Annotated in this window: 13 protein-coding genes; 9 read left to right on the forward strand and 4 right to left on the reverse strand. The window is 72.8% G+C overall.

The window, feature by feature from the left end:
- Positions 1-149: 149 nt before the first annotated feature.
- On the forward strand, positions 150-797 hold the full coding sequence (locus ACQRUO_RS09815; protein WP_428315379.1) for an Rv1733c family protein: 648 nt from the start codon (positions 150-152) through the stop codon (positions 795-797).
- A gap of 161 nt (positions 798-958) precedes the next feature.
- Entirely contained in the window at positions 959-2,128 is a 1,170-nt protein-coding gene (locus tag ACQRUO_RS09820) for a low temperature requirement protein A (protein WP_428315380.1), read from the forward strand.
- A gap of 77 nt (positions 2,129-2,205) precedes the next feature.
- On the opposite strand, the gene ACQRUO_RS09825 is transcribed toward ACQRUO_RS09820, so the two are convergent.
- Positions 2,206-2,847 (reverse strand): DUF2461 domain-containing protein, encoded by a 642-nt coding sequence (locus ACQRUO_RS09825; protein ID WP_428315381.1) that lies wholly within the window; start codon positions 2,845-2,847, stop codon positions 2,206-2,208.
- Positions 2,848-2,993: 146 nt separating this feature from the next.
- Between ACQRUO_RS09825 and ACQRUO_RS09830 the strand changes: the two genes are divergently transcribed.
- From ACQRUO_RS09830 to ACQRUO_RS09845, 4 genes are all read left to right on the forward strand, one after another.
- Positions 2,994-3,458 carry an SRPBCC family protein gene (locus ACQRUO_RS09830; RefSeq protein ID WP_428315382.1) on the forward strand — a complete coding sequence of 155 codons (465 nt, stop codon included), beginning with the start codon at positions 2,994-2,996 and terminating at the stop codon, positions 3,456-3,458.
- On the forward strand, positions 3,455-3,793 hold the full coding sequence (locus ACQRUO_RS09835; RefSeq protein ID WP_428315383.1) for an ArsR/SmtB family transcription factor: 339 nt from the start codon (positions 3,455-3,457) through the stop codon (positions 3,791-3,793). The genes ACQRUO_RS09830 and ACQRUO_RS09835 overlap by 4 nt, the downstream gene beginning before the upstream one ends.
- Before the next feature lie 21 nt (positions 3,794-3,814).
- Positions 3,815-4,255 carry an SRPBCC family protein gene (locus ACQRUO_RS09840; protein WP_428315384.1) on the forward strand — a complete coding sequence of 147 codons (441 nt, stop codon included), beginning with the start codon at positions 3,815-3,817 and terminating at the stop codon, positions 4,253-4,255.
- Between the two features lie 154 nt (positions 4,256-4,409).
- Positions 4,410-5,972, forward strand: coding sequence for an AbgT family transporter (locus tag ACQRUO_RS09845; RefSeq protein ID WP_428315385.1), 1,563 nt, complete (start codon positions 4,410-4,412; stop codon positions 5,970-5,972).
- 14 nt (positions 5,973-5,986) lie between these two features.
- Here ACQRUO_RS09845 and ACQRUO_RS09850 read toward each other — a convergent pair whose 3' ends face one another.
- The 3 genes from ACQRUO_RS09850 to ACQRUO_RS09860 all read right to left on the reverse strand — a co-directional run bounded on the left by ACQRUO_RS09850 (position 5,987) and on the right by ACQRUO_RS09860 (position 9,432).
- The gene (locus ACQRUO_RS09850) at positions 5,987-7,312 is read right to left on the reverse strand and encodes a cytochrome P450 (protein WP_428315386.1); all 1,326 of its coding nucleotides are present in this window, start codon (positions 7,310-7,312) and stop codon (positions 5,987-5,989) included.
- A 55-nt stretch (positions 7,313-7,367) separates the two neighbouring features.
- Positions 7,368-8,549 carry a Rieske 2Fe-2S domain-containing protein gene (locus ACQRUO_RS09855; RefSeq protein WP_428315387.1) on the reverse strand — a complete coding sequence of 394 codons (1,182 nt, stop codon included), beginning with the start codon at positions 8,547-8,549 and terminating at the stop codon, positions 7,368-7,370.
- A 307-nt stretch (positions 8,550-8,856) separates the two neighbouring features.
- Positions 8,857-9,432: a pyridoxamine 5'-phosphate oxidase family protein gene (locus ACQRUO_RS09860; RefSeq protein ID WP_428315388.1), complete on the reverse strand. Its 576-nt coding sequence runs from the start codon at positions 9,430-9,432 to the stop codon at positions 8,857-8,859.
- A gap of 617 nt (positions 9,433-10,049) precedes the next feature.
- On the opposite strand from ACQRUO_RS09860, the gene ACQRUO_RS09865 reads away from it, so the two are divergent.
- The 3 genes from ACQRUO_RS09865 to ACQRUO_RS09875 form a co-directional block, all read left to right on the forward strand.
- Positions 10,050-11,726: a condensation domain-containing protein gene (locus ACQRUO_RS09865; RefSeq protein ID WP_428315389.1), complete on the forward strand. Its 1,677-nt coding sequence runs from the start codon at positions 10,050-10,052 to the stop codon at positions 11,724-11,726.
- A gap of 79 nt (positions 11,727-11,805) precedes the next feature.
- On the forward strand, positions 11,806-12,687 hold the full coding sequence (locus tag ACQRUO_RS09870; RefSeq protein WP_428315390.1) for a diiron oxygenase: 882 nt from the start codon (positions 11,806-11,808) through the stop codon (positions 12,685-12,687).
- 128 nt (positions 12,688-12,815) lie between these two features.
- Positions 12,816-13,702: tRNA synthetase (locus tag ACQRUO_RS09875; protein WP_428315391.1), on the forward strand; the 887-nt coding region annotated here is incomplete at its 3' end.

The following is a 13,702-nucleotide window of genomic DNA, read 5'->3' on the forward strand; positions in this document are numbered from 1 at the left end:
CTCCCGCCCCCGCCGCTGGGGCCCGGCTCGGTGGTGGGCCGAGCGAGCCTCAAGCGGCCCCGGCCGCACCCGAGTGCTGCTCGGCACAGTGGCAAGGTGGCCCACCCCCGGGCCGCCCCGCCACCGCCCGTCCCCGAAGGAGCAGGCCGATGTCCCGCGCATCCCGCCATGCCCGACCCGACCTCCGGAACCGGCCCGCGGCCCGGCTGCTGCGGCTGGCGAACGGCCGCTGCGCCAGCCCACTGGCCCGCCCGCTGGACCGCGCCCGCGCCCGGCTGGTGGTGCTGGCCGGCGCCTGGCTGGTGGTCGCCGCGCTGCTGAGCGTCGGCGCCGGGCTGCTCGACCTGCACAGCGGGCAGCGCCGGGCGGACCTGACCACCCGGCACCTGCACCGGCTGGAGGGGGTGCTGCTGACCTCGGCGGTCGCACTGCCGGAGCCGTTCGGCCCGACCCTGGTCGACCGCAGCGGCTACCGGGCGAAGGTCTCCTGGACCTTCCCGGCCGGACAGCCGCACACCGCCGTGCTGCCCGTGCCGGCGCACGCCGCGGCGGGCAGCACCACCACCATCCTGGTCGCCGACCAGGGCCGGCCGGTCCCCGCCCCGCCGACCGGCACCGAGCTGGCCACCGACGCCGCGGTCACCGGACTGCTCACCCTGGGCGCCCTCACCCTGCTGATCGGCGCGGCGCTGCGGCTGCGGCTGAGCCTGCTGGACCGCCGGGCGGCGGCGAGCTGGCAGCGCGGCTGGGCGGAGGTCGAACCCATCTGGTCCGGCCGGAGCACGCACCGCCCGTAGCGCCCAGCGCCCCGGAGCACCCCCGTCCGCGACACGCACCGCCTCCGATCCGCGACACGCACCACCCGCACCGAGCACCCCCCGCGCCCCGCACCGCCCGCGACACGCCCACGGCAGGCGGCCTCCCGTGGCCCCCTCCCACACCACGGTGTGATTCCGCCATGACCGCTGACCAGTCCGCCGCCGCCGAAGCCGAACCGGCCGACGCGGAACGCCACGCCAGCTGGCTGGAGCTCTTCTTCGACCTGCTGTTCGTCGCGATCGTCGCCCAACTGGCGCACGGGCTGGTCGGGCACGCCACCGTCGGCCGGGTGCTGGCGGTGGCCGGGCTGTTCTGCCCGCTCTGGTGGTTCTGGGTGTCGTTCAGCTACTTCTCCGACGCCGAGGAGCGCGACACGCCCGCGCACCGGATCGGCGTGCTGGCGATGATGGCCGGCCTGGTCGTCTGCGGCGGCGGGATCGCCGGCGCCCTGCACGGCGACCCCGCGCTGTTCGCGCTGGGCTCGGGGCTGGCCCGGCTGACCCGCACCGTGCAGTGGGTGCTGACCGTGCGGTCCAGGGTCGGCCGGCGCACGGCGCTGCGCACCGCCGCCCCGTACCTCGCCTCCGGCACGCTCTGGCTGGTCTCGGCGGCGACCCCCACCCCGGCCTGCTACCTGCTCTGGAGCGCCGCACTGCTGCTGGAGGTGGTGCCCGCGCTGCTCGCCGCCACGGCCACCACCGGCCCGGCCCGGGACGCCATCGACGGTCCGCACCTGGTCGAGCGGTTCGGACTCTTCGTGATCATCGCGCTGGGCGAGGGCATCGCGCAGATCGTCGCGGCCCTCGGCGTGGCCGGGCACGCGCACGCGCCCGAGGTGCTGACCGCGCTGGCCGCCTTCGTGCTGCTCTGCGCCGTCTGGTGGCTCTACTTCGACTTCGGCAACGCGGCCGCACTGACCATGCTCCAGGCCCGGTCCGACGAGGTCTGGCCGCTGATCCGCAACGGCTTCGCCTTCGGCCACGTGCTGCTCGTGGGCGGGATCGTCGCCCTCTCCGCCGGGGTGGGCACCGCGGTGGCGGCGGCCCAGGACGGCAGTGCCGACCCGGACGCCGTCCGGCTGGTCTGCGGCTCGCTGCTGGTCTACCTGCTGAACAACTCCGCCGTCGGCCTGCTGCTCCGGCTGACCTCGGCCGCCGGCACCGCGGCCTGGCTGCTGCCCGACGTGGCGGTGCTGGCCGGGGTCTGGGCCGCGGCCGACCGGCTGGCGCCCGGCTGGGCGTTCCTGCTGATCGCCGTGGTCCTGCTGCTCACCTCGCTGCCGAGCATCCTGCGCCGCCTGCGCGGCTGAACCGGTACCGGCGGCTGGACCGGTGCCAGGGCGCGGCGGGCACGGCACTCAGCACGGAACGGCCCTCAGCGCGGCACTCAGCGCGGCGGGAGCTCGCTGGGGCCGACGTGGCCGTCCAGCCAGTCCTTCAGCGGCTGCGAGGCGCGCAGGAAGGCGGTGATCCGGCGGTAGGCCTCGGGCGTGCCCAGCCAGTCGCCGGGCTCCCACTCCTGCCAGGCGATCAGGCCCTTGTTGCGCAGCAGTTCGATCCGCGGGTGGTCCTTCGGGTAGCCGCGCGGCGCGGTCTTCAGCGCGTCGCGGGCGGTGACCGTGGGCCCGGCCTTGGTGACCCGGGCGATCACCCGCTCCAGCTCGGCGCCGGTCACGTCCTCGGCCACCGCGGCGCGGTAGCGCTCCAACTGGTCGGCGGCCAGCTGGTACATGCCGTTGCCGCAGGCCAGCCCGTCGGAGGAGAGCTGGATGTAGCCGCCGGCCTCCAGGTGGGCGCCGATGTGGGTCTTGTACGGGGCCTTGTCCGCGCTGAACCGGACGTCCCGGTTGGGGCGGAAGATCTTCCCGGGGCCGAACTCCGGTTCCAGCCGGTCGAGCAGCTCGACCATGGGCTCGCGCACCGCGCGGTCGTAGACCTCCCGGTACTCGGTCCAGAAGCTCTTGGAGTTGTCCCGCTCCAGGCGCTCGTAGAACTCCAGCGCCTCGTCCTGCCAGCCTTCGAAGGTCACCGCTCCAGGCTATCCAAGCCGCTCGGAACCCTCCAACACGGACGCGGGCGGGCTGCTTGCAGGGCTCTCGCAATCGATGGTTGCACGTGGCGCGGGAGTGCTCTAGCGTTATATGCAACCAAAGGTTGCGAGAGGAGGAGAGCGCGATGGAGTACGGCAGCATCGAGCGGGAGATCCCCATCGACGCGGCACCCGAGGTGGTCTACCAGGTGATCAGCAGGCCCGAACACCTGCGGGAGTGGTGGCCGGACGAGGCGGCGTACGAACCGGTGCCCGGCGCCACCGGGGTCATCACGTTCGGCGCCCGGACGTCACCGGACGCGATGGTCGCACCGATCACGGTGGTGGAGGCCGACCCGCCGAAGCGGTTCTCGTTCCGCTGGGTGTACGACGAGGCCGAGGGTGCGACGGCGACCAACTCCCTCCTGGTGACCTTCGAGCTGATCCCGTCCGGTGCGGGTACCCTGCTGCGCTTCACCGAGCAGGGCTTCCGGGAGAAGGGTTGGGAGGCGGCCGTGCTCGAAGAGGCGTACCGCGACCACGCCGACGCCTGGGACCGCTTCCTGCCCCGGCTCGTCGCCTACGTCGACCGGCTGGTGTCGGCGCCGTGAACGGCGTCCTGGACGACGAGCTCTGGTCGGCGGTGGGCGACCCCATCCGGCGGCGGATGCTCGACCTGCTGCTCGCCGGCGACGGCGGGACAGCGACCACGCTCAGCACCCAGCTGCCGGTCACCCGCCAGGCCGTCGCCAAACACCTCGGCGTCCTCGGGCGGGTCGGACTGGTGCGCGACACGCCCGCCGGGCGCGAGCGCCGCTACGAGGTCGACCAGGCCCAACTCGCCCGCGCGGTGGCCCAGCTGTCGTCGGTCGGCGCCGCCTGGGACGCCCGACTGCAGCGCATCAAGCGGATCGCCGAGGCGATCCAGCGCAGCCAGGAAGAGTGACACACGAGAGAGGTGATCGAGATGGTGGACATCCTGCACAGGATCGGCGCCACGGCGTCCGCCGACGCCGTCTACGCGGCCCTGACCACGGTCGACGGGCTGGCCGACTGGTGGACCCGGGACACCGCGGGCGACACCGAGGTCGGCGGAGTCATCCGGTTCCGCTTCGGGCCCGGCGGGTTCGACATGAAGGTCCTCGAGGCCGAGCCCGCCGAACGCGTGCTCTGGGAGGTCGTCGACGGCCCGGAGGAGTGGATCGGCACCCGGATCCGCTTCGACCTCAAGCGGGAGGACGACTACACGGTCGTCGTCTTCCGGCACGAGGGCTGGCGGGAGCCGGTGGAGTTCATGTACCACTGCTCCACCAAGTGGGCGACCTTCCTGCTGAGCCTCAAGAAGCTGGTCGAGACCGGCAAGGGCGACCCCGCGCCCCAGGACGTCAGGATCAGCAACTGGCACTGAGGCACCCGAAGCCCGTCGCGACACCCGGAGCCCCGCAGGCCTGCGGGGCTTCCGGCCGGCCCGCCACCGCGGCCAAGTGACCTGGGCCAAGTGACGCGGGTTCAGCTGCCGTTGCGTGCGGAAACATCCCTCGGGAGAGCCGAAGGGGTGTCTGATGAGTGCCACCGTGACCGCATCCCGGGAGACCGCACCCGGGTCGCGACTCCTGCGCGCCGTGCTCCGCGGCCTGGCCGTGGTCGAGCGGGCGGGCAACCGGCTGCCCGACCCGTTCTGGCTGTTCTGGATCCTCTCGGGGGTCGTCGCCCTGCTCAGTGCGGTGCTGGCCGCGGCGCACGTCGGCGCCGTGTTCCCCGGGACACACAAGACCATCGTGGTGCAGAGCCTGATCAGCAAGGGCGGGCTCACCCTCGCCCTCGCCCACGCCGTCGACAACTTCGCGCAGTTCCCGCCCCTGGCCACGGTCCTCGTCGTGATGTTCGGCATCGTCGTCGCCGAGAAGAGCGGGCTCTTCGAGACCCTGCTGCACCGCCTGGTCGCGCGGGCGCCGGGCAAGTACCTCACGTTCGCACTGGCCCTGACCGCGATGGTCAGTCACGTCGCCGGCGACGCCGCCTACGTGACGCTCATCCCGCTGGGCGCGGCGCTCTACCGCGCCGCCGGTCGCAGCCCGGTGCTCGGCTGCGTGGTCGCCTTCGTGTCGGTCTCCGCCGGCTTCAACGCCTCCCCGTCGCTCACCACGACCGACGTGCTGCTGTCGTCGATGTCCACCGCCGCGGCCCACGTCGTCGACCCGCACTACGTGGTGAGCCCGGTGGCGAACTACACCTTCGGGCTCGCCTCCTCGCTCCTCATGGCGCTTGTGATCACGGCCGTGGTCGAGACGGTCCTGGCCCGGCGCTCGGACCTGGAACCCGACGAGCCGACAGCCACGCCGGGCGTGCCGGCTGCGCCGGCGGAGCCGATCGAGGAAACGACCGCCCGACAGCGCAGGGCGCTCCGATCCACCGTCCTGGTCGCACTGGGCCTGGCCGCACTGCTGGTCGTGGCGATGATCCCGACCTCCTCGCCGCTGCGCGGGGACCACGCCGGCATCGTCGACTCACCCGTGTTCAGCGGCATGGCGCTGGTCCTCGGCGTCTTCTTCGCCCTGATCGGCTGGGTCTACGGCCGCCTGGCCGGCACCTTCCGCGGCGCCCCCGACCTCGTCGCGGCGATGGCCGACGGCACCAGGACGATGGCGCCGACCATCGTCCTGTTCTTCGCGATCTCCCAGTTCCTCGCCTACTTCAAGTGGACCAACCTCGGCGACATCCTCGCCATCAGGGGTGCGGAGGCACTGCGCGACCTGCACCTCAGCGGCTGGCTGGTGCTGCTCGGCGTCGCCGTGCTGATCGCGGTGATGAACCTCCTGGTCACCAGCGGCTCCGCCCTGTGGGCCCTGGTCGCCCCGGTCCTGGTCCCCATGCTGATGCTCACCGGAATCCACCCGGAGACCACCCAGGCCATGTACCGGGTCGCCGACTCGGTCACCAAGTGCATCACGCCGATGAGCCCGTTCTTCATGATGGCGGTGACCTACCTCCGGCAGTACCGCAAGAACGCCGGCATCGGCACCCTCGCCTCCTTCACCCTCCCGGTCGCCGCCGTCGCCTGGGTCGCCTGGGTCACCTTCTTCCTCGCCTGGTACCTACTCGGACTCCCCTTCGGCATCGGCTGAGGCGCCCCGTACGCCTACCCGCGGACCGGGGCCACGCCAGGACGCCAGCGGATCGGCAGCTCCTTGAGCCCGTTCTGAAAGTTGGAGACCAACCGCGCGGGTGCCTCGCCGTTCCCCAACTCCAGGTCAGGCAGGTCGGCCAGCACCCGACGCAGCATCGCCTTCATCTGCATCCTCGCCAGCTGCGCCCCGAGGCAGAAGTGCGGACCGTACCCGAAGCTCACGTGGTCGTTCGGCGTCCGCTCGATGTCGAATCGCTCAGGGTCCGCGAAGACAGCTTCGTCCCGATTGGCCGAGGCGTGGTAGACGACCACCTTGTCGCCGCGCCGGATCCGCCTCCCACCCAACTCCACGTCCCGGCTGGCGGTGCGGCGGAACTCGAGCACCGGCGGCCAGAACCGCAGCATCTCCTCCACCGCCGAACCCAACAACTCGGGCCTACGCAGCAGCAGCTGGTACTGATCCGGGTGGGCAAGCAACGTGAGCAGGCCCCCGGGCAGCGCGTTGCGCACTGTCTCGTTGCCGGCGACCGCGAAGAGGAAGAACGCGGTCTCGAACTCCGCCACGTCCAGTCCTGCGCTCCGCATCCGGCCGAGCAGGCTGCCGGCGCTCGGCTGCTCGGCGAGCGCGTGGGCGTAGGCGAACATGTCGGCGAGCGCGGCGCGGGAGCGGGGATTGACCGGGCGGCCGTCGGGGGTGGTGACGGTGGCGGGCCGGTGGGCCATGGCGGTGCGGGCGAGCGGGGTCAGCGCCGCCGGGTCGACGCTGTTGGCGTTCGCGTAGTCCGCGTCCTGGTAGCCGATCACCCGGTTCGCCCAGTCCACCAGGAGCTGCCGGTCCTGCTCCGGCACGCCCATCACCCAGGCCAGCGTCCGCACCGGCAGGTCGGCCGCCAGCTGCACGAAGTCGGCCTCGCCCACCGCCCGCACACCGTCGACCAGTTGCTCCGCGTGGTCCTCGATGGCGGTGCTCAGCTCGGCCAGCGCCCGCGGGGTGAAGGCGCCCGCGGCGATCCGGCGCAGCCGGGAGTGGTCCGGCGGGTCCTGGTTGAGCATCATGGTCCGGGCGAACTCCAGGTCGGCGGCGGAGTCCGGGTCCCGGATCTGCGTCGCGCCCAGGTGGGACGAGAACAGTTCGGCGGAGCGCAGCACGAACTTGACGTCGGCGTGGCGCAGCACGGCCCAGTACCCCGGCCCCGCCGGCCACGCCCCGACCGGCGGTTCCTCGACCCACACCACCGGTGCCACCGAGCGCAGTTCGCGGAGGAGGTCGTACGGCACACCCTCGGCATACGTCCCGGGGAGGAACAGCCGGTTCACCCGTGCTTGATCGAGAGCCACGTCGATCGACGGTACGGCAGCGCCGCGCCGTCCACCAGGCCATCAAGGGTGCCGGTCAGCTGTCGGGGTCCGCGCAGGAGCCCGCGCCGCACGCCCGGGTGCCGCCGCAGCCGCCATCGCCGCCGGCCGCGGACCCGCTCCGCTCCCCCAGTGAGCGCAGCGGCACGCCGTTGGCGCGCAGCACCTCGCGCAGGTCCAGGATCAGCGGGAAGACCTCGTGGTTGCGGTCCTCGCCCTGCTCGTCCCAGGCCCGCTGCTCGGCCTCGACGGCCATCCGGTCCTCGGCGAACACCCGCTCGGTGAAGCGCCTGATGAAGGGCCAGGCCAGCTGGAGGACGCCGGGGACCCGGGGCTTCTCGATCATGAGCAGGCCGTAGGCGTGGCAGGTGCGCTGCTCGGCGTCCTCGGGCACGTACGCGACCCAGAGGCGGAAGGCCGGACGGTCGGCGCCCTCCGGCAGCAGGTCGAGCGTCTGGTAGGGGTACTCGGTGCGGATGGTCATCACGTCGCTGGAGTCGCGGCCGCCCAGGCCCTCGCCGGCCAGCAGGTTCGCACCGCGGTTCCGCTTGCCCCCGGTGTGCGTGAACAGGTACCTGGCCTCCACCGAGCGGGCGTCGGTCCGGCGGTCCAGCAGTTCGGGGCGGAGCCGGCCGACGACGCCGCGGTGCAGGAACTGGTGGTTCATGTCGAGCAGGTTCTCGTGCATGAACGAGTAGTGGCAGCGCACGGTCCGGGAGTACGTCATGGTCCGGTAGGCCGGCGACCGGAAGGCCGGCAGATCCGGCAGCGCGGCGGCGGCCGCCTGCTCCGGGTCGCCCGGGTAGACGAACACCAAACCGTACGCCTCGCGGACCGGGTAGCCGCGCACGCCGCGCGGTGGCCGGCGGTCGCCCTTGGCCAGGTACGGGATCTGCGAGATGCGGCCGTCGCCGCGGTAGGCCCAGGCGTGGTAGCAGCAGCGCAGCGTCTCGCCCTCCACGACGCCCATGCTCAGCGGCACCTGGCGGTGGGCGCAGCGGTCCTCCAGCGCGTGCACGGTTCCGCTGCGCCCCCGGTAGAGGGCGATGCGCTGGCCGGCGAACGAGGTCGCGATCACCCGCCCGCTGCGCACCCGCCGGGACAGCGCGACCGGGTACCAGAAGTCCGGGTGCACGCCCACCCGCCGGAGGTCGGGGAGCCCGGACTCCGGGGCGGGACGCGTCGTGTGCCGGTCGGTCCTGGCGTCGGTCTCCGTCATGCCTCTCCCTTGCCCGAGGGGCCCTTGCCCGAGGGACTTCGCCCGAGGGACTGCGGCTGCGCGGGGGGCTTCGGCGCGGCCGGTGCCGCAACGAGCGGGCACCACCGACCCCGCCGCCCCTGACGAGCCCGTCGCTCCCCATCCTGGTGGCCGCCCGGTCCCCTCCGCCCGCCCAGCGCACCCGGAGGAGTGAGCCCGGCGGGCACGGCTGCCGTCAGGAGTGAGCCCGGCGAACACGGCTCCCGTCAGGAGTGAGCCCGGCGGGCACGGCTGCCGTCAGGAACGAGCCCGGCACAAGCGGCTGCCGTCAGGAGTGCCGCCCGACCGGGTCGGACTCGCCGGCCAGCAGGCCGGGCAGTCCGTCGATGCTGGTGCGGTTGTGCTCGGCGCGGTAGGCGCGGGTCTGCTGGACGTCCTGGCGGACAGCCCAGCGGTCGAGGGTGCTGCGGTCCTCGATGAGGGACATCCGGGGGACGCCCCAGCCGCAGGAGTCGGAGATCCGGTCGCAGTCGACCACGATGATCGTGCGGACCCCGGGGTGCGGGCCGAACCTGGCGAGCAGGGAGGCGAATTCGGGGTCGTGCGGGGTGACGACCCGGCCGGTGCCGTACAGCCGGACGATGACGGCCCGGCGGTCGAAGCTGCAGAACATCAGGGTGATCCGGCCGTTCTCGCGCACGTGCGCCACGGTCTCGATCCCGCTGCCGTCCAGGTCCAGGTAGGCCACCGTGGTGTCGTCCAGGACCGTGAACGTGTCGCCGTAGCCCTTGGGCGAGACGTTGACGCGACCGTCCGCGGCGGGCGCCGTGGCCACGAAGAACATCGGCTGCTGCTCGATGAACGCCCGGGTCCGGTCGTCCAGCCGTTGATAGACATTTCCCACGCCACAGGCCCATCGTCGATATGTCCGGCAGAAACAGGCGCGGGGCTGCCGGATTCGCGGCGGACCGGAGGAACCCGGAATTCGCCGGACGTGCGCACATGCGGCCCCGTTGACCCGGGGAGGTCGCGAGAACCGACCCAGGAGTCACCTGCCGACGTTTCCCCCGTCGGCCGCGGCCAGCCTGCCAGGGCCGCCCGGCGGCGGGCAACCCCGTTCCAACAGGCGTCCGAATGCTGAGATGACGCGGCGCCCGGGCAACTCGGGCAAGTCGGCGCAGAGTTGGCCGACCCGGGCGCCAATCCCGGCAAGTGCGGACCAAGCCACCGAGACCTGACAGTCGCACCAGGTCAGGGCGTATCGCCCATGGGGATTTGGTCTAGACAATCCCTCGGAGGCCTTGCTAGCTTCACCGTCGTTGATCACTGGAGCGAGCGCATCGGTGCAGGCTGCCCGGGCGCTGCTGTCCGCTATGTGAAACACCGACGGATCCTCCGATCCGGTTTCCATCGATCCTCCGATCCGGTTTCCATCGTCCGATCCGCTTTCCCTGGATTCCCCACACGTTTCGGCGCGGGTTCGTTCCTGCCATCGTTCGTGCCTGCCCTCGAGGTGTTCAGATGTCGATCCGCGAATCCCATGCCGTCCCGTTGCGCTTCACCGGACTCAGGTCCGGCTCGGCGCCGCTCAGCTGGGGTCAGCACGCAATTTGGAAGTCCATCAGCTGGCTGGGCGAGGAAGCCCACTACTTCAACATTCCGCGCACCCTGTCGGTGCCGGACGGCTGCTCGGTCGACCAGGTGGTGGCCGCCCTCGGCCGGCTGGTCCACCGGCACGAGGCCCTGCGCAGCACCTTCGCCGCGGGACCCGAGGGGCCGGTGCAGACGGTGGCCGGCCACGGCGCGACCGAGGTGCTGGTGCTGGCGGCCGAGCAGGAGGTGACAGCGGAGCAGGCGACCGAACGGGCCCAGCAGCTCGCCGGTGTGTCCTTCGACCACGCCACCGAGTTCGGCATGCGCTACGCCGTGGTCACCGTCGCCGGGGTGCCGCGCTGGGTGCTCCTGGTGGTCTCCCACCAGTGCACCGACTTCTTCGGCATCCGCATCCTGGAACGGGAGTTGCCGGAGCTGCTGGCGGGCCGGGAGCTCCCGCCGGTCGACTGGCACCCGCTGGACCAGGCCCGCTTCCAGCAGCAGGGCGAGGGCGCGGCGCGCGGGCGGGCCTCGCTGGAGCACTGGCGCCGCACGCTCAGCCGGGTGCCCCGCTCGCACTTCGACTTCCCGCCGGGCGACGGCGATCCCGAGGACCCCGAGCGGTTCGTCCGGCTCCGGCTGGACTCGCCGGCCGCCGCGGTGGCCGCGGACCTGCTGGCGACCCGGTGCCAGGTGAGCACCAGCACCGTGCTGCTGACCGCCGCAGCCGCGGTGATCGCCGCCTACTCGGGCCACCCGACCGCCGTGCTCCAGCTGATCGCGGGCAACCGCAACGAGCCCCGGCTGCGCGACATGGTGGGCGCCCAGACCGAGAACGCGCTCTTCGTCCTCGACCTGGCGGCGGGCAGCTTCGAGGACGCCGTGCGCCGCTGCTTCCTGCCCGGCATGTCGGCCTACCGGTTCGGCGAGTACCACCCGCCGTCGATGGACGCCGTGCACGACGAGGTCCGGCTGCACCGCGGGGTCGCGCTCGACCTGTCCTCCTTCTTCAACGACGTCCGGATGAACGACCGCTGGGAGTCGCTGCCGGAGACCGACGGGTCGGCCGAGCAGCTCGCCGCGCTGGCCGAGCGCAGCACGGTCTCGTTCATCGGGGCGTGGCCGCGCCAGGACGCCAAGTACTTCGTCCATGTCCAGTACGCCCCCGACACCCTGCACCTCTTCCTGATGGCCGACACCACCCTGCTGCCCCGCCCGGTGATCGAGCGGCTGCTGCGGGCGGTGGAGGCGCTGCTGATCGGCAGCGTGCACGGCGCGGTCGAGGTCCGCGCGGCGGCCGGCGCCGAGGTCGCGCACCGGCCGGCCGGCTGGGCGTTCGCCGACTCCTGCTGGTTCGACCAGGCCGCCACCGCCCGGCTGGTGGCCACCGCGGCCGACGGCGCCGAGGTGCGGCTCACCGTGGCCGAGGACGGGCCGGCCCGCCTGGTGGCGGAGTTGACGTCGGCCCGGCCGCTCGACCCGGTCACTCTGCACCGGGCGGTGGTCGAGGCGCTGGACCGGCGCACGGACGTGATCGCCCCGCACCACTACCGGGTGTTCGCGCCCTCCGGCGAACTCGTCGCCGAGGGCTCGGGCCGCCCGTAGCCGCACCGCAGCCCCGGCCCCCGGCTCCGACCGGGAGCCCGCGGCCCCATCACCGACCAGCGGAGAGAGACCGGTACCCATGCCCACCGCCAGCCCCACCACCACGATCTGGGACCGCGAGGTCCGCACCGCCGTCGACCGGCTGACCAAGGCCGCCGAGAACGAGTACTACAACCCCTACAAGACCTTCGAGTGGCCGGACGCCATCGAGCCCGACGCCAAGTGGCTCAGCGACGACCTGCTGAGCGTCCACGGCACCGACCTGGCCGGGGAGCTGACCGAGGAGCAGCTCCGGCTGCTGGGCAAGTGGGAGAGCATCAACTTCTACAGCCTCAACGTGCACGGCATCCGGGAGCTGATCCTGGAGGTGGTCAACCGCATCCACATGCCCGGCTACGAGGTGCCCACCAAGTTCTTCCACCACTTCGTGGGCGAGGAGAACGAGCACATGTGGTTCTTCGCCGAGTTCTGCCTGCGTTACGGCGGCCGGATCTTCCCCGACCTGACGATGGCCTTCCCCCGCGAGGAGTTCTCGGCGGACTTCGAGAACTTCATCGTCTTCAGTCGGATCCTGATCTTCGAGCAGATCGTCGACCACTTCAACAGCAAGATGGCGGCGGACGGCACGCTGCCGGAGACCATCCGGGCGATCAACCGGATCCACCACCAGGACGAGTCCCGGCACATCGCCTTCGGCTGCCAGCTGGTGCGCGCCGTCCACGAGCGGCTGGTCGCGGTCGGCGACGAGCGCGAGCTGGCGGCGGCGGCCGAGTACGTCGAGCGCTACATCACCCTGACGCTGCACCAGCTCTACAGCGTCGAGGCCTACCGGGCGGCGGGCATCCCCGACCCGCTGGGCTTCCGCGCCCGGGTGCTGGCCGCCCCGCAGCGGGCCGCCGTGCACGAGCAGATCGCCGGCCGCACCTACGCCTTCTACCGCCGCATCGGTGTGCTCGCCTGACCCGACCACCCCGGGCCCGGCCCGAAGCCGCCGACGCCGCCGACGCCGCCCGCCCCAGCTCCACACCCCGCCCCGCCCCGCCCCGCCGCACCACCACGCATCCGCCGCCACCCGAGGAGTCCCGCCCCATGTCCGACACCGCACCCGCGCCCGTCCTGCGGGACCCCGGCCCCGGCCTGGTCGTGCTGGAGCCCGGCCGCGCCGAGCTGTTCCAGGAACTCGACGCCCTGTTCGCCGGCATCGCCGCCGAACTGTCCGGGCGTCCGGTGCTCGGCCCGGCGCTGCTGCCCGCGAGCGGCCTGGCCCGGCTCGACTACTTCCGCAACTTCCCGCACCTGGGCATCTCCGCGGCCCGGTTCGACGAGGCGGCGATCGAGCAGCTCTCCGCCGGCACCGCGCCGCAGGAGCTCGGCCCGGGCAGCGCGGCCCCCACCGGCTTCCTGCTGCCCTCGGCCACCTGCTACGGCCTGCTGCTCTCGTTGGAGGGCGCCGAGGTCGGCCCGGGTCTGCGACTGACCGCCGTCGGCCGCTGCTTCCGCAACGAGACCCACTACGAGGGACTGCGCCGGCTGTGGGGCTTCCACATGCGCGAGGTGCTGTACGTGGGCACCCAGGACGGCGCCCGGGAGCACCTGGCCCGGTCCAAGGAGCTGATCCTCGCGCTGGCCGCGGACCTGGGACTGGAGCTCGGCTTCGAGCCCGCCAACGACCCGTTCTACGACAAGGACGGCTCCCGGGCCAAGCTGACCCGGCTCGACCCGGTGAAGCACGAGTTCACCGCCCCCGACGGCACGGCGATCGCCTCCGTCAACCGGCACCGCAACTTCTTCGGCGAGCGGCTCGCGCTCACCTCGGACGGCGCCACCGCGCACAGCGCCTGCACCGCGTTCGGCGTCGAGCGCTGGGTGCACGCGATGCTGCTGGCGCACGGCGACGCCGCCCGGGCGCTGGCGCGGGTGACGGCCGTCCGCACGGCCCGGGCCGCGGGGAGCGCGCGCACCGCGGAGCCCGCGAC

It is taken from the genome of Kitasatospora sp. LaBMicrA B282, assembly GCF_050325825.1.
In the GTDB taxonomy this organism is placed as follows: Bacteria; Actinomycetota; Actinomycetes; order Streptomycetales; family Streptomycetaceae; genus Kitasatospora.